General features: G+C 68.2%; 13 protein-coding genes. 12 read left to right on the forward strand and 1 reads right to left on the reverse strand.

Going from position 1 to position 19,022, the window contains the following annotated elements; genetic code table 11:
* Positions 1–188 precede the first annotated feature (188 nt).
* The 12 genes from DAT35_RS21255 (at position 189) to DAT35_RS21310 (ending at position 15,063) form a co-directional block, all read left to right on the forward strand.
* On the forward strand, positions 189–977 hold the full coding sequence (locus DAT35_RS21255; RefSeq protein WP_108068940.1) for a tetratricopeptide repeat protein: 789 nt from the start codon (positions 189–191) through the stop codon (positions 975–977).
* Positions 978–1,028: 51 nt separating this feature from the next.
* Positions 1,029–2,186 carry a hypothetical protein gene (locus tag DAT35_RS21260; protein WP_108068941.1) on the forward strand — a complete coding sequence of 386 codons (1,158 nt, stop codon included), beginning with the start codon at positions 1,029–1,031 and terminating at the stop codon, positions 2,184–2,186.
* Between the two features lie 186 nt (positions 2,187–2,372).
* Entirely contained in the window at positions 2,373–5,150 is a 2,778-nt protein-coding gene (gene gyrA, locus DAT35_RS21265; RefSeq protein ID WP_108068942.1) for a DNA gyrase subunit A, read from the forward strand.
* A gap of 845 nt (positions 5,151–5,995) precedes the next feature.
* Complete coding sequence (locus DAT35_RS21270; RefSeq protein ID WP_108068943.1) at positions 5,996–6,463, forward strand: hypothetical protein; 468 nt, start codon at positions 5,996–5,998, stop codon at positions 6,461–6,463.
* A gap of 472 nt (positions 6,464–6,935) precedes the next feature.
* Positions 6,936–8,468, forward strand: coding sequence for a hypothetical protein (locus DAT35_RS21275; protein WP_146209816.1), 1,533 nt, complete (start codon positions 6,936–6,938; stop codon positions 8,466–8,468).
* Positions 8,469–8,563: 95 nt separating this feature from the next.
* Positions 8,564–8,875, forward strand: a complete 312-nt coding sequence (locus DAT35_RS21280; protein WP_233261616.1) for a YkvA family protein — start codon at positions 8,564–8,566, stop codon at positions 8,873–8,875.
* Positions 8,876–9,005: 130 nt separating this feature from the next.
* Positions 9,006–10,457: an FAD/NAD(P)-binding protein gene (locus DAT35_RS21285; RefSeq protein ID WP_108068946.1), complete on the forward strand. Its 1,452-nt coding sequence runs from the start codon at positions 9,006–9,008 to the stop codon at positions 10,455–10,457.
* Complete coding sequence (gene allB, locus DAT35_RS21290) at positions 10,454–11,815, forward strand: allantoinase AllB (protein ID WP_108068947.1); 1,362 nt, start codon at positions 10,454–10,456, stop codon at positions 11,813–11,815. The genes DAT35_RS21285 and allB overlap by 4 nt, the downstream gene beginning before the upstream one ends.
* Positions 11,816–11,840: 25 nt before the next feature.
* The gene (gene alc / locus DAT35_RS21295) at positions 11,841–12,857 is read left to right on the forward strand and encodes an allantoicase (RefSeq protein WP_108068948.1); all 1,017 of its coding nucleotides are present in this window, start codon (positions 11,841–11,843) and stop codon (positions 12,855–12,857) included.
* Positions 12,854–13,366, forward strand: a complete 513-nt coding sequence (gene uraD / locus DAT35_RS21300; protein WP_108068949.1) for a 2-oxo-4-hydroxy-4-carboxy-5-ureidoimidazoline decarboxylase — start codon at positions 12,854–12,856, stop codon at positions 13,364–13,366. Before alc ends, uraD begins: the two co-directional genes overlap by 4 nt.
* A complete protein-coding gene (uraH, locus tag DAT35_RS21305) occupies positions 13,363–13,704 on the forward strand; it encodes a hydroxyisourate hydrolase (protein ID WP_108068950.1) in 342 nt (113 codons plus the stop codon). The genes uraD and uraH overlap by 4 nt, the downstream gene beginning before the upstream one ends.
* 12 nt (positions 13,705–13,716) lie before the next feature.
* Positions 13,717–15,063: an aldolase/citrate lyase family protein gene (locus tag DAT35_RS21310; protein ID WP_108068951.1), complete on the forward strand. Its 1,347-nt coding sequence runs from the start codon at positions 13,717–13,719 to the stop codon at positions 15,061–15,063.
* Positions 15,064–15,104: 41 nt separating this feature from the next.
* Here the strand turns inward: DAT35_RS21310 and DAT35_RS21315 are convergent, their stop codons facing one another.
* Complete coding sequence (locus DAT35_RS21315) at positions 15,105–18,926, reverse strand: tetratricopeptide repeat protein (protein WP_233261617.1); 3,822 nt, start codon at positions 18,924–18,926, stop codon at positions 15,105–15,107.
* Positions 18,927–19,022 lie beyond the last annotated feature (96 nt).

Genomic DNA, 19,022 nt, shown 5'->3' on the forward strand with positions numbered 1-19,022 from the left:
TTTGCACTCGCCGGGCCAGGGGGCCGGCGGAGGGCCTGTCAGAGGGAGAGGGGCCGTTCCCGCCGCGTTCCGGAGCCCTCCTGGCCACCCATTGACGCGTCAATTGACGTGTCAATGCCATGGACCCACCCTCCGGAGGGGGGCACCCGCGAGCAACCCGCCTCGCGACTGGTTAGAGTCCTGTCACCATGGCGAAGACCGCACCCCGTAAGGCCCCGGCGAGCCCGAAGAAGGCCGTCCGCCCGGCTCCGAAGAAGAAGAGCGCCGCTCCCGCGAAGAAGAGCGCCTCGTCCGTGAAGAAGCGTGTGGCCCCGGTGAAGAAGCCCGCCGCCGCGAAGAAGCGTGCCGCTCCGGTGGAGCCCCCCGCCTCCGAGGAGTCCGCTCCCACCGCCGAGCCCCTTCCCGACATGAAGGCCCTGCCGGCCGGGGAGCCCGCGGGCGCCACGTTCCCCTTCGAGATCGACCCCAAGCGGATTGAAGAAGGCCTGACGAAGCTGCGCGGGGAGGTCGTCCACTGGGCCAACAAGGGCCGCTACACCAAGGTGCGCTTCAAGTTCCGCGGCAAGCAGCTGCTGCCGGACCTGCCCATCGCCGCCGTGGCCGCCGCCGAGGGCCTCACCTTCTATTGGGGCGGCATCCTGCGCGCGCTCGTCTTCACCGTGGCCGGCGGCAGCCTGCTCCAGGTGGAGCTCGTCAATGACGCGGACAAGCGCGTGCAGGCCGGCAAGGAGGCCCTGCTCGCGGGCGACCTGGACGAGGCCCTCGCCCTCTTCCGGGAGGCGCTCGCCATGGACCGGGACAACATCGGTGCGCACCTCAACGTGGGCGTTGCCCTCAAGCTGAAGGGGGACCGCGAGGCCGCCCTCGCCTCCTTCGAGCGCGCGAAGGCGCTGGACCCCGAAGGCCCCCTGGGCACCGAGGCCGAGCGGCTCGCCGCCCCTTTGCGTCCCAAGGACACCATCGCGCAGGCGAGCTGAGCCCGGATACCTCCAGGCAGGGGCCTCGTGGGGGCTATACTCCCAGGCACCATGGGTGTGCCGCCCCACGAGGACGAATACCGCCTGCGCCTGGAGGGCCGGGCCGAGCTGCTCGAGCCCGCCCGGGAGCGCTACTACCACCTGGTGCTGGCGCTGGCCGAGTCCCGGTGGCAGGAGCGGCTGCGGAGGGAGGTGCCCCTGCTGCGAGAGGTGGCCGCCCACCAGGAAGCGCTGGACGCGATGCTCGGCCCCGCGCTCCGCCGCGCCCAGGCCGAGGCCTGGCCCGCCAGCAACCCGACCGTCCGCTGCCTGCACGAGGTGCACTCGCTGCGCGAGCAGCTCGCCCGGGACGTGGCCCGCAAGCTCGGGCGCAGCGCCCATGAGCCCCTGGGGAGCCTGATGAGCGCCCTGGAGGACTGGTTGCTCACCATCCCGCGCGTGGTGCCTCCCCACCTGCGCTGGAGCACCGCGCTGGAGGTGCTCCCGGACCGGTTGCCCGCTCTGCGCGAGGCCGCCGCCTTCGGGGAGCTGCTGGAGTCGCTCTTCGCCGCGCCCATGCTCCTCTCGGGCCGCATCCCCTTCACGAGCGCCCAGCGGGAGCAGCTGCGCCAGCACTGGTCCAAGGGGGAGGCGGCGCTGGCCTCGCTGTGGAACCGGCTGTCCGGGGTGGACGCGAACCGGGGCATCGTGACGGAGCTTCAGAAGGTGGCCACCCGGGCGCCGCACCAGCCACCGCGCAATGGCCCCGAGCGCCTGGTGCACGCCGAGTACTGGCACCAGGAGGCCTGGGCCCGGGTGAGGCAGCTCGTCCAGGTACGGCTGGCCCCGCTCGAGCCCGCGCCCCACGAGTACCTGACCGTGCTCTGGTGGCTCTTCGAGCGCGAGTACGCGCCGCGCGTCCGGTTGCCTGCCTCGGAGGGGTTGGAGGACACCCGGGCGGGGCTGATCGAAGTGGCCTACGAGCTGTGGGACGCCCAACGCCAGGACATTCCCGAGGACGAGCGCTGGCCGGCCGCGCGGTGGGCCCGGCTGGAGGAGCAGGCCTGGCGGGCGGACGAGGCCCGGGGCGGAGCGGACGGCGAGCGGGTTCGCGGGGTCCTCCGGGAGCTCATCCAGCGGCATGGAATCGGCTCCACCGCCCTGCGAGGCTGGAGGGATTCGTCACGCCTGGTGAAGCTGGTGCAACAAGCCCGCGAGCTCATCCGTTGAAGAGAGAAAACGAAGCTTGAAAGGGTGTCCGATGCCCCCCGGCCGGGCGGGCTCCGGGCCCCCTTTCTGGTTACCCCCCGTCACCCCCGTGTTTCCCTTGTTGACGCAAGAAAATCCGGGGGTTACGTAGGCACGCTACCCAGATGGGTTCCCCTCGGGCGGACCCGTTCCCAGACCTCAGATTTCATGGCCGACGACACCACCGACAAGCCGGCAACACCTCCCGCGTCTCCGCCCCCGGGCAGCGTGGGAGAGCTCATCCCCGTCAACATCGAAGACGAGATGCGCCGTTCGTATCTCGACTACTCGATGTCCGTCATCATCGGGCGCGCCCTGCCCGACGTGCGTGACGGCCTCAAGCCCGTGCACCGCCGCGTCCTCTTCGCGATGAATGACCTGGGCAACACCCACAACCGCGCCTACAAGAAGAGCGCGCGCGTGGTGGGTGACGTGATCGGTAAGTACCACCCCCACGGCGACACCGCCGTCTATGACGCCATGGTGCGTCTGGCCCAGGAGTGGAGCCTCCGCTACCTGCTGGTGGACGGCCAGGGCAACTTCGGCTCCGTGGACGGCGATTCCCCGGCCGCCATGCGTTACACCGAAGTGCGCATGGACCGCCTGGCCGAGGAGATGCTGGCGGACATCGACAAGGAGACCGTCGACTTCGGTCCCAACTACGACGACTCGCTCACCGAGCCGCTCGTCCTGCCCACCAAGTTCCCCAACCTCCTGGTCAACGGCAGCACGGGCATCGCGGTGGGCATGACCACCAACATCCCGCCGCACAACATGACCGAGGTCATCGACGGGACGCTGCACCTCATCGACCACCCCGAGTCCACCGTCAGGGATTTGATGCAGTTCATCCCCGGCCCGGACTTCCCCACCGCGGGTTTCATCTCCGGCCGCGAGGGCATCCTCCGCGCCTACGAGACGGGCCGCGGGCAGATCACCCTGCGCGCCCGCACGGAGATTGAGACCTCCAAGAAGGGCGACCGTGAGAGCATCATCGTCACGGAGATTCCCTACCAGGTGAACAAGGCGCGGCTCATCGAGAAGATGGCCGACCTGGTGCGCGAGAAGAAGCTGGAGGGCATCAGCGACCTGCGCGACGAGAGCGACCGGCAGGGCATGCGCATCGTCATCGAGCTCAAGCGCGATGCCATCGCCGGCGTGGTGCTCAACAACCTGTTCGCCAACACCCCGATGGAGACCACCTTCGGGGCGGTGATGCTGGCCATCGACGCGGGCCAGCCGCGCACGCTCACCCTCAAGGAGCTGCTCGAGCGCTTCATCTCGCACCGCCGCGACGTGGTGACGCGCCGCAGCCGCTACGAGCTGCGCAAGGCGCGCGCCCGCCGCCACATCGTCGAGGGCTTGCTCGTCGCGCAGGACCTCATCGACCTGGTGGTGAGCTTGATTCGGGCCTCGAAGGACCCGGACGAGGCGCGCTGGGGCTTGATGAACATCCTGTCGCCCGCCCTCTACGCGCACGAGCGCTTCAAGAACCTGCAGCGCATCGACTACGAGAAGGCCAAGGCGCAGATGGAGCTGCTCGTCTCGCGCGCCCGCAGCGAGGTGCCGAGCTACTCGGGCCTGGAGCACCGGTACGAGGGCGCGGGCTTCAGCGAGGAGCAGGCGAAGAACATCCTCGAGATGCGCCTGCAGCGCCTCACCGGCCTGCAGCGCGAGGAGCTGTTCCGCGAGCTGGTGGACCTGGTGAAGGAGATCATCCGGCTGGAGGACATCCTCGCCAACGAGTCGAGCCTGCTCAACGTCATCAAGACGGAGCTCGCGGAGATCCGCGAGCGCTACGGCGACAAGCGGCGCACGGAGATCACCGGCGCGGTGGATGAGATTACGAGCGAGGACCTCATCGCCGAGGAGACGATGGTGGTCACGCTGTCGCACACGGGCTACGTGAAGCGCTCGCCGCTGTCCGAGTACCGGGCGCAGAAGCGGGGCGGGCGCGGCAAGACGGGGGCGACGACGAAGGAGGACGATTTCGTCACCGACCTCTTCGTGGCGAGCACGCACGCCTACCTGATGCCGATCACGAACAAGGGCCGGCTGTACTCGCTGAAGGTGCACGAGATTCCGCTGGCGGGCCGCACGTCGCGCGGCAAGGCCATCGTGAACCTGGTGCAGTTCAGCGAGGGCGAGCGGCTGGCGCAGGTGCTGGTGACGCGCGAGTTCGGCGAGAACCAGTTCGTCTTCTTCGTGACCAAGCGCGGCGTGGTGAAGCGCACCGATCTGTCGGCGTTCGCCAACGTGCGCTCCAGCGGCATCATCGCGCTGGGCATCGACGACGGGGACGAGCTCGTGGCGGTGAAGATTACGGACGGCTCGAAGGACATCCTGCTGTCCACGGGCACGGGCATGAGCATCCGCTTCCCGGAGAGCGAGGTGCGCTCGATGGGACGCCAGGCCTACGGCGTGAAGGGCATTACGCTGGAGGACGGTGACGAGGTGGTGGGCGCGGACGTGGTGGAGAAGGACACCACCATCCTGACGGTGACGGAGAACGGCTACGGCAAGCGGACGGAAGAGGCCGAGTACCGTCAGCAGGGCCGAGGCGGCAAGGGCATCATCGACATCAAGACCACCGAGCGGAACGGCAAGGTGGTGGGCCTGGTCCAGGTGACGGACAAGGACGAGGTGATGCTGGTGACCAACGGCGGGATGCTCATCCGCATGAAGGCGAAGGAGATCTCCGTCATTGGCCGCAACACGCAGGGCGTGCGGCTGATCGCGCTGGAGAGCGCGGAAGAGAAGGTGACGGGCATCTCGAAGCTGCCGGAGTCGGACGAGAGCGAGGAGAACGGCGGCGAGGCGGAGCAGGCCTCGGCGTCCGGGTCCGAGTCCGAGGCGTCCGCGTCCGCCGAGTCCGCGCCGGAAGTGCCGGCCGAGGAGGCCGCGCCGGAGTCCGGGCCGTCCGAGCCGGAGCCCGAGGCGAGCTGAGCCGCTGAGCTTCCCACTCTCATTCTGAGGGCGGGACGATGAGAGGGCTGGGGCGAGGGTCATCCTCCCCTGGCCCTCTTCGCGTTTTCAGACCGTGGCGGGGCCGTGACAACCTCCACACCCAGGAGAAGGTCATGAGCCATTCCCACGGAACCCCGAGTGCGGTGCGACAGCAGTGTCTTGGTTCGTTGTCTGGCGTGCGTGCGCTGGCGGTGCTCGCGCTGCTCTTCAGCGGTTGCATGCCCTCGGGCTGGGAGTGCTTGAGCTCGAGAGATTGCGAGGCGGGGCTCACCTGCGTGCACTGGCTAGATGGGAAACCGGAGGAGGTTCGCTACTGCGCGAAGGCCTGCGGGGTCGAGCAGGACCGATGCGATACCGGCGAGTCCTGCGAATGTCCAGACTCACCGGCGAAGTGGCGGTGCACCGATGACAACGGCAATCGCATTGGCGCATGCAAGAGGACATAGGTCGGGACAGCCGATCTGCACTCCCAATCCTTGGATCCTGCATCCCGAGCTAGAGACGGTGCGGGATTCCTCCGTGCCGTAAGGCCGCGGAATCAGGAGCAAGGCGAAGGGCCCGCGGACTGCACGACGTAAGGGGCTCCCACTCACGGAGCCCAGATGGATCCTGTCTCTTCACGTAGCACGCAGACTCTCCCCACTGCTGTTGATTCCTCCCATGCGTCTTCGTCACCAGGGGTGACCAAGGAGAGCGGTGCCGGGCTGATGACTCAGTGCTCGTCCCGAACGACGGCAAATACCCTTGAGCCCTATCTGGCCCAGACGCGTACGGCCGGGGAGCTGAGCTGCCACGTGCCGCCTCAGCCGTTCAGTCGAGCCGACATGCCTCAAGGCGAGGAGCTGAAGCTCCTGGAGATGCTCCGTGCCCGCCAGAAGGAGCAGGCGGCAGCGGCACTCGGCCGTGGTGTGGAACTCTGCAAGCGCACCGCGGACCTGCCCGGTGCCCGCGAGCTTGGCCTGAAGCACCACTGGCTGCGGACTTCCACCAAGGAGGCGGGTATGGGCCCCGCTGACGGCGGGGTTCCTGGCAACCGGATGGACTCCCCTTATGTGACGCAGACACGGGTCAACGATCACTCGGGGCAGGGACAGCGTCCCGGTTCCATCTGCGAGCGCGTCGCGGATGTGGATGAGGCGTGCGTCAATCGCGAGCTGGAAATGGGAAAGCCACTTGGGGCCTGGACACCCATCAATCAATGCCAGACCTTCGCCGCGGAGGTGCAAGAGCGCTGCTCGACGAAGGTCCAGCCTCTGCCGGATCCGCGCAGGCTCGACCCGGGTAAGATCTAGAGCCGGAGCTACGGAGGAATCACCATGGATGCTCCGCGTGCCCGACGGAAGCAGCTCGGTCTCTGGCTTTCAGTGCTGCTCCTGGTTCTTGGGCTGTTCTGGGCTTGGTGGTCGATGGGCATGGCCACGCTCTATGAGCCTGTCTGCTCCACCTTCTCCCTGGATGCGCCGCTGCCTGGATGCCGGCACCCGATGCAAGGCCTCCTGGGTGGCAGTGCGATGGCGGTAGTGGGGTTGCTTGGCTGCATCTGGGCCGGATGCCAGCGGTGGAAGAACGCTCCGGCTTCCAGCGCACCCCACTCGTAGCTGCCCTTCAGGGCAGCGCGGGGTAGGGACCTCCACACAACCTGTCCCGGAGCACGAGGGTGATCGTCGGGCTCCGGACGGTCAACCCCGCCTTGCCTGCGGTCTTATGTTCTGGAGGCGGGCACGCACTGCCGTTGTCCTGGGCGGCCCGCATGAGGGGGGTCCCATGCGTTCGTTCTTTCTCCTGGCCGTGACAGGTGTCATGGCTCTTTCGGCCTGCGGTGTGACAGAGGAGTCGTCACCCGCTTCCGCCACTCCACGGGTGTCGCTCCACCCGGAACGCCGCGGCATCGGGCTGCTGCCCATGGGCGGCCCGCAGGCCCTGGCGAGTCCGGCGCAGATGTCACTCCTGGATTCCCGGCGCTCGCTGGCGGTCACGGACGAGGTCATCCTGTCGCGCTTCAGCTTCGAGGAGGTGATGAACCGGCTCGCGGAGCAGAGCGGCATTCCGGGCCTCACGGGGCTTCAGCTCTACCAGGAGTGGTGGGACTCGCAGCGTGCGGCGCCAGGACTGGGCCTGGGCGGCTCGCACTGCAATGACCAACCGCTTCCGGATGGCCAACCGGGCTTCAACGGTTTCGCCTACGCCTGCCCCCGAGAGGAGGGACGTCAGGCGATGGAGAACCCCTTCGACTCGGTCGACATCAATCACGCCGCGTATGTGCCCATCGGACTCTTCAACCGCTTCGACCTGGCGGCCGAGGACGGGAGCGACTGTGGGGAGTACCGCATCGTCTTCGCGCGCCGCTCGGGTATCGCGAACCCACGCAGCCGCAACCTGATTGCCTTCGAGGGGGTGCTGCCCAACCCGTATCCGGAGCAGGGACTGCGGGGGTGCCGCGGAGTGGTGGTCTTCTGGGCAAACCTCTCCCAGGAGCCGGACCCGGCCGTGCGCGCCGAGGCCCTGCACCGCTTCTACTTCGAGGGCCTGGACGGGTATCCGCCCGTCATCCACATCGACCACCTCGGCAATGCCTCGGACCATGCCACCGGCCAGGTGCGCACCAATCAGTTCATGCAATCCACCTGGATGCTGCGCGAGTTCCGCGTACGCAAGCGCTGCGCCGGTGACTCGTGTGTCATGCGCTTCGAGCCGGACACGGTGAAGACCAACCCGGCGGGAGTGCTCTTCAGCGCGAAGCTGGGCCATTTGCTGAAGGGGGACTTCACGAACGTCTTCGCGTCCCAGGTGGCGGCGCTGGCGAAAGCAGACCTGCTCCACTACACCATGACACTCGAGGATCGCTTCGACAGCGGACAGAGCAACTCGAGCGGCACGGAGAACCTCTACGTCTACCAGTTCGGCAACGGCACGAGCCCGCTGAAGACCCAGCTCCAGCAGGAACTCATCCGGATGGGCAGCCTGCTCACACCCGCACAGATCGTCGCGCGGGCGCAGACGCTCTCCTGCGCGGGGTGCCATCAGCTCAGCACCAATGCGAACCTCGGGGGCGGGCTCACCTGGCCCAACAAGTCCAAGGCGTACGAGTTCGTCCACGTGAGCGAGCGCACGATGGAGGAGGGACCGGACGGCCGCCGCTATGGGCTGTCGGAGGCGCTCACGGGCACCTTCCTCCCGTACCGGCGGCAGTTGATGGAGGCCTTCCTCGATCAGAGCCCTCCCTTCCACCTGCTCGGGGGCGCACAGGCGGCGGGGGACGGGAAGGACACACCCCCGCGCACCCCGGGGGCCCACTGAGGACACTCGGCGGAGGAGCGGCTTGCCCCACGAGCGGCCGGGCGCCTACGGTGGGGAGTCGCAATGGAACCCGGCCTCCATCCGTAGGAGAGGACATGAACGTCGCTGGCCTTCGAGCAATGGGGACCCGGTTCTTCCGCTACGTGCGAGACCCGCGCGTGCCGCTGTGGCGGAGGCTCGCGGGGTTGTTCGCCGTCATCTACTTCGTCTGCCCGGTGGACGCGATTCCGGACTTCCTCCCCGTCCTGGGGTGGTTGGACGACATCGGCGTGCTGTCCGCGGCGGCCTTCTTCGTGGTGCGCGAGGTGCAGCGCTACCAGCCGGAGGAGGCTCCGTCGTCGTGGCCCAGGCCGGTGGAGTCCGGCGAGGAGCACCGGGCGGGCACTCCGCCGCTGCGCGACCGCTGACCGCTGTCACTTCCTCCGTCCGGCCGGGCAGCCGGGGGCCGGGCTGGCCCTGGCCCGTTCCGAGGGGGGAACGTCAGCTCCTGTCGCTCCCCGTTGGCGAAGAGGGGGCCGGGCGTGATTTGACTACCCCATGCACTCCCTGTCGCCTCCGAGTCCCGTCGCGAAGTCAGGACCTGGACTTGCCGCGCTCGAAGCCTCGCTCCGCAAGGACCTGGAGCGTCTCGAATACCCCAAGCGCTCCTGGGTGCTGCCCCGGCGTACGCGCGAGGGGTCGCCCATCCTGGACGTGCTCATCATCGGCGGAGGGCAGAGCGGGCTGGCCGCGGCCTTCGGGTTGATGCGCGAGAAGGTGACGAACCTCCTCGTCGTGGACGACAGCCCGCCCGGGCTCGCGGGGCCGTGGAAGACGTTCGCGCGCATGCACACGCTGCGCACGCCCAAGCACCTCACCGGCCCTGACCACAACCTCCCCAACCTCGGCTTCCAGAGCTGGTACGAGGCCCAGTATGGCGAGCCCGCCTGGCAGCAGCTCGGCCTCATCCCCAAGGAGCTGTGGGCGGACTATCTCGACTGGTACCGCCGCTTCCTCGCCATCCCCGTGCGCTGCCATACCCGCGCGGGCGCCATCTCCTGGCGCGCCGAGGACCGCTGCTTCGCCGTCCCCGTGCAGCCCACGGATGGCGGCGGCCAGCCGGACACGCTCCTCGCACGCAAGGTGGTGCTCGCCACCGGCATCGACGGCTCGGGCCGCTGGGATGCGCCCTCGCTGGTGACCCGCCTGCCGCGCGAGCTGTGGGCCCATACGCGCGACGACATCGACTTCGAGGCCCTGCGCGGCAAGCGCATCGGCGTGCTGGGCGCGGGCGCCTCCGCCTTCGACAACGCCTCCGTGGCGCTGGAGCGTGGCGCCGCCGAGGTGCACCTCTTCTACCGCCGCAAGACGCTGCCCACGGTGAACGCGTACCGCTGGGCAGAGTTCGTCGGCTTCCTCAAGCACCACGCGGACCTGCCGGACGCGGACCGCTGGCGCTTCATCCGCCGCATCCTGGAGATGGGGCAGCTTCCGCCGCACGACACGTACCACCGGGCGCGCGCCTTCCCGAGCTTCCACCTCCACGGGGAGAGCCCGTGGCAGGACGTGCGGGCCGAGGCTGGCACTGCCCGTGTCACCACGCCGCACGGCACGTTCACCTTCGACAAGCTCATCATCGGCAGTGGCACGGTGACGGACCTGTCGCTGCGCCCAGAGCTGGCGAACCTCGTCGAGGACATCGCGCTGTGGAAGGACCGCTACACGCCGCCGCCCGCCGAGGCCCACAGCGACCTGGCGCGCCACCCGTACCTGGGCCCCGGCTTCGAGTTCCAGGAGAAGGTGCCCGGCCGAGCGCCGTACCTCGGCTCCGTCTTCAACTACACCTTCGGGTGCCTGCTCTCCCTGGGCTTCGGCGGGGCGAGCATCTCCGGTATGAAGTACAGCCTTCCGAAGCTGGTGTCGGGCATCACGCGGCAGCTCTACTGTGATGACAAGGACGCGTACTTCGAGTCCCTGATGAGCTACGACGTCAAGGAGTTCGAGCCATGAGTGGAGAGCAGGTGCTGCGCAGCCGGCGCGTCGTCACCGGGAGTGGCGTGCGCGAGGCCGCGGTGGTGATTCGGGACGGCAAGGTGGCGGCGGTGGTGGCACCGGCGGACGTGCCTGCGGGCCTGCGCGTGGAGGACCTGGGCGACAAGGTCCTCATGCCCGGAGTGGTGGACTGCCACGCGCACATCAACGAGCCCGGCCGCACCGAGTGGGAGGGCTTCGAGACGGCCACGCGCGCCGCTGCCGCGGGCGGCATCACCACGGTGGTGGACATGCCGCTCAACTCCATTCCCGCCACGACGAGCCGGGAAGCGCTGCGTCAGAAGGCCGCCTCCGCCGAGGGCCACTGCACCATCGATTATGGCTTCTGGGGCGGTGTCATCCCCGGCAACGCGGGCGAGCTGGACGCCATGGTCGACGCGGGCGTCACCGGCTTCAAGTGCTTCCTCATCCACTCGGGCGTGGACGAGTTCCCCCACGTCACGCGCGAGGACCTGGACCGGGCCATGCCCATCCTCGCCCGGCGCGGCGTGCCCCTCATCGTCCACGCGGAGATGACGCCGGACGAGCGTCCGCCCCAGGGCGACACGCGCACCTACCGCAGCTACCTGGAGTCGCGCCCCCGCCGCTGGGAGGACGACGCCATCCGGATGATGATTGAACTGTGCCGCAAGCACCGGGGCCGCGTGCACATCGTGCACCTGTCGTCCTCGGACGCGCTGCCGGACATCGCCGCCGCCCGGCGCGAGGGCCTGCCCTTCGGCGCGGAGACGTGCCCCCACTACCTCACCTTCGACGCCGAGCACATCCCCGACGGCGCCACGTACCTCAAGTGCGCCCCACCCATCCGCGAGGCGGAGAACCGCGAGAAGCTGTGGGCGGGCCTGGCGCGTGGGGAAATCGACATGGTGGTGTCGGACCACTCTCCCTGCACCCCGGGCCTCAAGCACCTGGACAAGGGGGACTTCGCGGCGGCGTGGGGCGGCATCGCCTCGCTCCAGTTCAGCCTGCCCGCCGTGTGGACGGGGATGCGCGCCCGTGGCCACGGCCTGGAGTCCCTGGTGCGGTGGATGTGCCAGAACCCGGCCCGGCTCATCGGCCTCGAGGGCGTGAAGGGCTCGCTCACGCCCGGCGCGGACGCGGACCTGATCGTCTTCGACCCCGAGGCATCCTTCACACCGGAGCCCTCGCGCGTGCTGCATCGCCACTCGCTCACGCCGTACACGGGCCGCCCGCTGGTGGGCGTGGTGGAGCGCACGTACGTCCGAGGCCAGCAGGTTCAAACGCGCGGCGAGCCCGCCTCGCGTCCAGTGGGCCAGTGGGTTCGCCGTCCCGGCACCGCACGGCCCGTGGCATAGAGTCTTCCCCAGGAGAACACCCCGCATGCACACACCCGAGGAAGGCAAGGTGCGAGTCGCCTTCGCCGAGCTCATTGATCTGGCCGCCGAGAAGGTGGGTGGCCGCGCCCTCTACGCCAACGACGAGTTCTTCGCCCCCAAGGAGAACCTGCTCAAGCCGGGCCGAGGCGTCTTCATCCCGGACAAGTTCACCGAGTTCGGCAAGTGGATGGACGGCTGGGAGACGCGGCGCAAGCGCGTGCCGGGCTACGACTGGTGCCTCCTCCAGCTCGGCCTGCCCGGAGTCGTCCGCGGCGTGAACGTGGACACCAACCACTTCCTCGGCAACTTCCCCGAGTACGCCTCGGTGGACGCGCTCGAGGTCCAGGGCCAGCCGTCGACCGAGGAGCTCATCAAGGCCACGTGGACGGAGATCGTCCCGAGGACGAAGCTGGCGGGCGGCACGCAGAACTACCTGCCCGTGGCCAGCGAGCGGCGCTGGACGCACCTGCGCCTGAACATCTACCCGGACGGCGGCGTGGCGCGCTTCCGAGTCCACGGCGTGGTGAAGCCGGACCTGGAGAAGCTGCGCGGCGCGGAGCTGGTGGACCTGGCCGCGGCGGAGAACGGCGGCATTGTCGTGACGTGCAATGACGCGTTCTTCGGGCCCAAGGACAACCTCATCCTCCCCGGCCGAGCGGCCACCATGGGCGAGGGCTGGGAGACCCGGCGCAAGCGCGTGCCGGGCTTCGACTGGATTGTCGTGAAGCTCGCTGCCCCTGGCACCCTGCAGCGCGTGGAGGTGGACACCAACCACTTCAAGGGCAACTACCCGGACACGTGCTCGCTGGAGGGGTGCTCCCTGAAGGAGGACATCCTCGACTTCGCCAACGCGAAGGACATCACCTGGCAGGAGATCCTCCCGCGCACCAAGCTCCAGGCGCACCACCAGCACTTCTTCGAGTCCGAGCTGCGCGCCAAGGGACCCTTCACCCACGTGCGCCTCAACATCTTCCCGGACGGCGGCATCAGCCGGCTGCGCGTGCACGGGCGGGCGGTGTGAGCAGGCTCGCGTGGCTCAATGGCCTCCCGTTCGAGGAGGCCCGGGCGGAGCTGATGCGCTGCTGCGGCTCGTTGCGCTGGGCCGAGGGCATGGCCAGGGCGCGCCCCTTCGCCAGCGAGGCCGCCGTGTACGCGGAGGCCGACCGGCTCTGGGCCCAGACGGGACCCGAGGACTGGCGCGAGGCGATGACGCACCACCCGCGGATTGGAGACGTCTCCAAGCTGCGGGAGAAGTACAAGACCACCGCGACCTGGTCCTCCCAGGAGCAACGCGGAGTGCAGGGCGCGAGCGAAGAGGTGTTGCAGGGGCTCGCCGACGGCAACCGCGAATACGAGACGCGCTTCGGCTTCATCTTCCTGGTGTGCGCCACGGGCAAGAGCGCTGGGGAGATGCTGGCCCTCCTGCGCGAGCGCATGAACAACGCGCCGGACGTGGAGCTGCGAGTCGCGGCCGGCGAGCAGGCGAAGATCACCCGCATCCGTCTGGAGAAGCTCTTCACCTCCCCATGAGCACCCTGTCCACCCACGTTCTCGATACACAGTGGGGCCGCCCGGCGGCGGGCGTCCCCATCACCCTGGAAGTGCAGGCCGGCGATGGCTGGCGTGAGCTGGCTCGCGGTACGACCAACTCGGATGGCCGCGTGCGCGACTTCCTGCCCGCTGGTACGCGATTGGAGTCGGGCACCTACCGGATGACGTTCCACACGGCGGAGTACTTCAAGGCCCACTCCGTCCGAGGCTTCTATCCGTACGTCTCGGTGGTCTTCGAGCTCTCCGCTGCGGACGAGCACTACCACGTCCCACTGCTGCTGAGCCCCTTCGGCTACTCCACCTACCGCGGGAGCTGACATCCTCCTCGTATGAAGACGACCCTGAAGCCGGAGCGCATCTCCGCCGCGCGTGAGGCGCTGAGGAAGGCCAACCAGGCGTACTCCCGGACGTACCCGGGCGAGTCCTCGCGCCGTCAGCCCGTGCACGTCGTGTACGGGGGCGCCCACCTCTTCAAGGCGGACACGGCGAGGAAGATGGGACAGGTGGCCCTGGCCTCGCTGAAGGAGTACGCCTCGGACGCCGGGACGCTCGCCAGGTGCCTGGACCTGTCGGCGGGGGTTGCTGGGAGCGTCTACGAGCGCGTGGAGGCGAAGCTCCAGCGAGAGGCGGTAGAGGACTTCCGCATCGACTTCGAGGACGGCTACGGCCACCGGCCAGCGGCGGAGGAGGACGGCCACGCGGTGTCCACCGCCGAGGAGGTGGCGAAGGGCATGGCGCAGGGCACGCTGCCGCCCTTCATCGGCATCCGCATCAAGTCCTTCTCCGAGGAACTGGTCGACCGGGCCGCGCGCACGCTGGACCTGTTCGTCACCACGCTGCTGGAGCGTACGGGCAACAAGCTGCCGGAGAACTTCGTCGTCACCCTGCCGAAGGTCACCTCCCCCGAGCAGGTGACGGCACTGGTGCGCATGCTCGAGGTGCTGGAGCAGGAGCGCGGCCTGTCGGCCGGTGCGCTGCGGCTGGAGTTGATGGTGGAGACGCCCCAGTCCATCTTCGACCGGGAGGGGCGGCTCGCGTTGCCGGGCCTGGTGGCCGCGGCGGAGGGACGCTGCGTCGGGGCGCACCTTGGCGTGTATGACTACACGGCCGCGCTTGGCATCACCGCCGCGTACCAGAGCATGACGCACCCGGCGAGCAACCTCGTGCGCGGGCTGATGCAACTATCCCTGGCGGGCATGGACGTGGCGCTCTCGGACGGAGCCACCAACGTCATGCCGGTGGGCCCGCACAAGAAGGGCACGAGCCCGCTGACGGAGGCGCAGCAGCAGGAGAACCGTGAGGTGGTTCATCGCGCGTGGCGGCTCGCGTACGACCACACGCGCAACTCGTTGGAGCGAGGCTTCTATCAAGGGTGGGATCTGCACCCGGCCCAACTCCCGGTGCGCTACGCGGCGGTGTATGCCTTCTTCCTGGAGGGATTGGAGGCGACCTCGCGCCGGCTGAAGTCGTTCATCGAGAAGGCTGCCCAGGCGACGCTGCTCGGGGACGTGTTCGACGACGCGGCCACGGGTCAGGGCCTGTTGAACTACTTCCTGCGCGGCATCTCCTGCGGCGCCATCACCGAGGAGGAGGCGCGGGCCTCCGGTCTGACGCTGGGGGAACTGCTCACCCGCTCGTTCCTGAAGATTGTCGAAGGCCGCCGGAATGCAGTGTAGCGACGCGCGGGACTGTTCGGCAGCCACCGGATAATGGCGGGTCAAGACTTGGTAAGGCGCGCGAAGGTGGCGATGCGTTCCTGAAGCTCGGGCAGAAGTGGGCGTTGGAGGGCTTCGTGAAGCTCCAGAAGCTGTCGGAGCATGATGGCGGTGTTCCGCGTGAAGGAGGATGGGAGTCGCTCGAAGAAGGGCCAGAGATTTTCAACAGCTTCGCCTGTGGCCTCCAGGGCCTCCTCGCGGCGGCCCAGCTCGCTCAACCTGAGGCCCAGGTTGTTGAGGCTCATGGCGAGGTCGGGACGGAAGGCGTCGGGGTTGCGCCTGGCTAGCTTGTGGTAGACGGCAACGGCCTCGCGCGTGGCTTCGAGGGCCTCCTTGCGGCGGCTCAGCTGGCTCAACATGGCACCCAGGTTGTTGAGGCTCATGGCGAGGTCGGGACGGAAGGCGTCGGGGTTGCGCTTGGCTAGCTCACGGTAGATGTCAACGGCCTCGCGTGTGGCCTCCAGGGCCTCCTCGCGGCGGCCCAGCTTGCTCAACCTGGCGCCCAGGTTGTTGAGGCTGGCAGCGAGGTTGGGACGGAAGGCGTCGGGGTTGCGCCTGGCCAGCTTGCGGCGAAGTTCAACGGCCTCGCGCGTGGCCTCCAGGGCCTCCTCGCGGCGGCCCAGCTCGCTCAACATGGCGCCCAGGTTGTTGAGGCTGCCAGCGAGGTAGGGACGGAAGGCGTCGGGGTTGCGCTGGGCCAGCTCACGGTAGACGTCAACGGCCTCGCGCGTGGCCTCCAGAGCCTCCTCGCGACGGCCCAGCTCGCTCAACCTGGCGCCCAGGTTGTTGAGGCTCATGGCGAGGTCGGGACGGAAGGCGTCGGGGTTGCGCTGGGCCAGCTCACGGTAGACGTCAACGGCCTCGCGCGTGGCCTCCAGAGCCTCCTCGCGACGGCCCAGCTCGCTCAACATGTTGCCCAGGTTGTTGAGGCTCATGGCGAGGCCGGGACGGAATGCGTCGGGGTTGCGCTGGGCCAGCTCACGGCGGAGTTCAACGGCCTCGCGTGTGGCCTCCAGGGCCTCCTCGCGGCGGCCCAGCTTGCTCAACCTGTTGCCCAGGTTGTTGAGGCTCATGGCGAGGTCGGGACGGAATGCGTCGGGGTTGCGCTGGGCCAGCTCACGGTAGACGTCAACGGCCTCGCGCGTGGCCTCCAGGGCCTCCTCGCGGCGGCCCAGCTCGCTCAACATGGCGCCCAGGTTGTTGAGGCTGCCAGCGAGGTAGGGACGGAAGGCGTCGGGGTTGCGCTGGGCCAGCTCACGGTAGACGTCAACGGCCTCGCGCGTGGCCTCCAGAGCCTCCTCGCGGCGGCCCAGCGCGCTCAAACTGGCGCCCAAGTTGTTGAGAAGCCGCGCCCTTTCGGCGAGCTCTCGCCCATCCTCCAAGGCGGGTAGGGCTTTCAAAAGCGTGCGGGTCGTCCACTCGGCGACCCTACGAAGCGAAACCGTGGACTCAGGGATACCCACCGCCTCCAATTCACGGGCCAACACTGCGTCACCCTTCGCTTCGAGGTGTTCGGCAAGTATGTCGCCGAGCACCGAGTACGCGGTGCGAAGTCCGACTGCCCTTGCGGCCTCTAGTGCGAGGCGCGCGCGCTGCTGGAACGCGTGCGCGAGGAGTCGTTCGAGCCACGGTCTCACCATGGCAGGTTGTGTGGCGGATATACGGCCGAGCACCTCCAGACTCGTCCCCACGACACGCTGCTCCTCTTCGGCAGGGAGCACCCGGTCGATCCAGTCGTCCGGAGGATGATCTCCCTTGAGCTTCGGTGAGGCAACACGGCACACCATGCCCTCACCGAGGAGGTCCGGTTCCAGGGCGGGAAGGAATACGGCGGATTCCACGCTGGTGCGCTGGTAGAGCCGCTGGAGCAGTAAAAGCAGTGCCTGCTCATCGGAGGAAGGAGTGCGGCCGAGGAGCCGTCCGACAACAGTGGACGCAGAGGAAAGATCCGCGAGCCCCCCTCGGAGCGTGGCGGCTGCAACCAGCTGCCGCGCCAGTGAACGTTGCAGCGAGCGCGCCACGTCTTCCTGCTGGGCGCGTACTTCCCAGAAGCGTTCCTCATGGTCGAGGATCACATCCATCAGTGTGTTCGCCTCGAAGGCGAGGCCCTCCACCGAGGCAAGCGCGGCCATGTGCAGATAGAGCACTCGCTCGAAATGCGCATCCGTGAGCGGGGGGGATGCGCGCTTCACGTACACCTTTCCTCGCTTTTTCGCGAACCTCTCCGCGGCCTCGTGAAACACCTGCTCGCGTTTGGCCTTTTCCCTGACCAGCGGTGGCAAGAGCTTTGGAGGCGTCGCATCGAGCCATGAACCCAGCGCCGTGTCGGACTGCCGTAGCGACTGCCACCAGTCGCCATCGTTGCGAGCGAGAAGCAGGATGCGCATCCGGCGGAGAACACCCGTGCCCTCTTGCTTGGCGTAACGCAAGGCCCGCATGAGCACCTCGCGCAGGCCCGAACGGCTCTCTGCGTAGTCGAGCACCACCAGCACCGGCTGCCCGAGCCCCCACAAGCGCTCGAACCAGTCTTCGGGTGCTCCCTTCGCCAGGAAGCCAGCGGCCCAACCGATGGCCTTACGGCGGCGCGTCCACTCGATGGCGAGCCGTGTCTTGCCCGCACCGCCCTCCGCATGAAGCAAACGCACGGCGACCGATGGCCCCTCGTCGCACCAGCGGTCGAGCTCCGAGAGTAGCTCCTCTCGCCCCTGCTCGTGGAAGGGCACGACCTCGTAGCGTGCATTGAGGAGCGCTGATGGGGGCGGATTGTCCGGCAACGTCTCGGCACCTGGAACCAGGAGGTCATCGACATCGGGTGCCACCTCTATGTCGAGCCGCTCGCGAAGAAACGCAAGCAAGCACTCGGCCGAGGCCCGGGCGGCGAACTCCTTGAAGTGGTCGTCGCGGCCATGGTTGGCGAAGTCCATTACCCCCTTCATCACCAGCGCGTCGAGCTTCCAGTCCCGCTGGGCATGAGCCAGTGCACCGAGGGCCGCAGCCTCCATTTCCACGCCCAGCGTCTTGCGCATGTGCTCGGAGATGAAGCTCCAAACCTTCTCATCCTCGACGACCTGGTTACCGCTGCCCATCGGTGCGACGTGGACCTTGAAGGGAAGCAGAGCGCCCGAGGGAGTGGTGTCGGGGAGGCGGTTGCGGTGCTTGATGAGGATGGGACCGATTCGTTTCCGCCCCTTGTCGGTCAGGCTGAGCGTGCCCTCCAGCACGTGGCTGGATTTCCAGAGCGACTCGATGACCGTCTCCCACTGCGGGCAGCACTCATTGCACTCGGGGAGCGCAGATGGGTCAGCGATGCCCTCATTGAGCTTCGCGAGGACCCAGTTTTCCTGCCACTCGTAGGGCACGGGACGCGACTTCCACCACGCTTCGTCTCGGAATCGCCCGGCGAAGTTGAAGTGCTCGAGCGCGACCTTCCAGTCGTCGCGGAGGTTGTACGTCTTGAGATCCTGCTGCACCTCATCTGGAAGCTTCTTGCCGGTGTCGTGGAAGAACAGCCTCTCCGCTGCGATCACATCGCCAAGATTCGTTTTCTGGGGGCGGCCCGCGCACACGCCGCACATCGCCACGCACTGCGGGCCATACCGCTGCACCAGGGGCAGCAGCGCATTTGTCGCCGACACTGCCCCCATGTCCCCCGCCTGCGCCACCGCCACGCGCAGAGGCCTCCCTCCCTTGCCGCGAAACGTGCGGAACGCCACCGGAAGACCGTTGGGGCCAGGTTCCTCTTCCCAGTGGTTCCCTTCCCAGGCGCCAGCCTCCACCTGAAGCGCCGCCCGGTACTCCAGTGTGATCGCGGTCAGGATCACCACGTGGGGTTTGCGCGTACTGCTCTCGCTCGTGGGCATGACCGGAGCGTACCGGGACCGTACGTCCCGACAAGCCACTACCCCCAAAGTGAAGAAAAC

It is taken from the genome of Vitiosangium sp. GDMCC 1.1324, assembly GCF_003044305.1.
Classification (GTDB): Bacteria; Myxococcota; Myxococcia; order Myxococcales; family Myxococcaceae; genus Archangium.

What these genes read in the sequence shown, in the direction of transcription:
- DAT35_RS21270 (WP_108068943.1), top strand. Translation starts at nt 5,996, where the DNA reads ATGCCTCAAGGCGAGGAGCTGAAGCTCCTGGAGATGCTCCGTGCCCGC.
- allB (WP_108068947.1), top strand. Translation starts at nt 10,454, where the DNA reads ATGAGTGGAGAGCAGGTGCTGCGCAGCCGGCGCGTCGTCACCGGGAGT.
- gyrA (WP_108068942.1), top strand. Translation starts at nt 2,373, where the DNA reads ATGGCCGACGACACCACCGACAAGCCGGCAACACCTCCCGCGTCTCCG.
- uraH (WP_108068950.1), top strand. Translation starts at nt 13,363, where the DNA reads ATGAGCACCCTGTCCACCCACGTTCTCGATACACAGTGGGGCCGCCCG.
- DAT35_RS21255 (WP_108068940.1), top strand. Translation starts at nt 189, where the DNA reads ATGGCGAAGACCGCACCCCGTAAGGCCCCGGCGAGCCCGAAGAAGGCC.
- DAT35_RS21275 (WP_146209816.1), top strand. Translation starts at nt 6,936, where the DNA reads ATGCGTTCGTTCTTTCTCCTGGCCGTGACAGGTGTCATGGCTCTTTCG.
- DAT35_RS21285 (WP_108068946.1), top strand. Translation starts at nt 9,006, where the DNA reads ATGCACTCCCTGTCGCCTCCGAGTCCCGTCGCGAAGTCAGGACCTGGA.
- DAT35_RS21260 (WP_108068941.1), top strand. Translation starts at nt 1,029, where the DNA reads ATGGGTGTGCCGCCCCACGAGGACGAATACCGCCTGCGCCTGGAGGGC.
- DAT35_RS21280 (WP_233261616.1), top strand. Translation starts at nt 8,564, where the DNA reads ATGAACGTCGCTGGCCTTCGAGCAATGGGGACCCGGTTCTTCCGCTAC.
- DAT35_RS21310 (WP_108068951.1), top strand. Translation starts at nt 13,717, where the DNA reads ATGAAGACGACCCTGAAGCCGGAGCGCATCTCCGCCGCGCGTGAGGCG.
- alc (WP_108068948.1), top strand. Translation starts at nt 11,841, where the DNA reads ATGCACACACCCGAGGAAGGCAAGGTGCGAGTCGCCTTCGCCGAGCTC.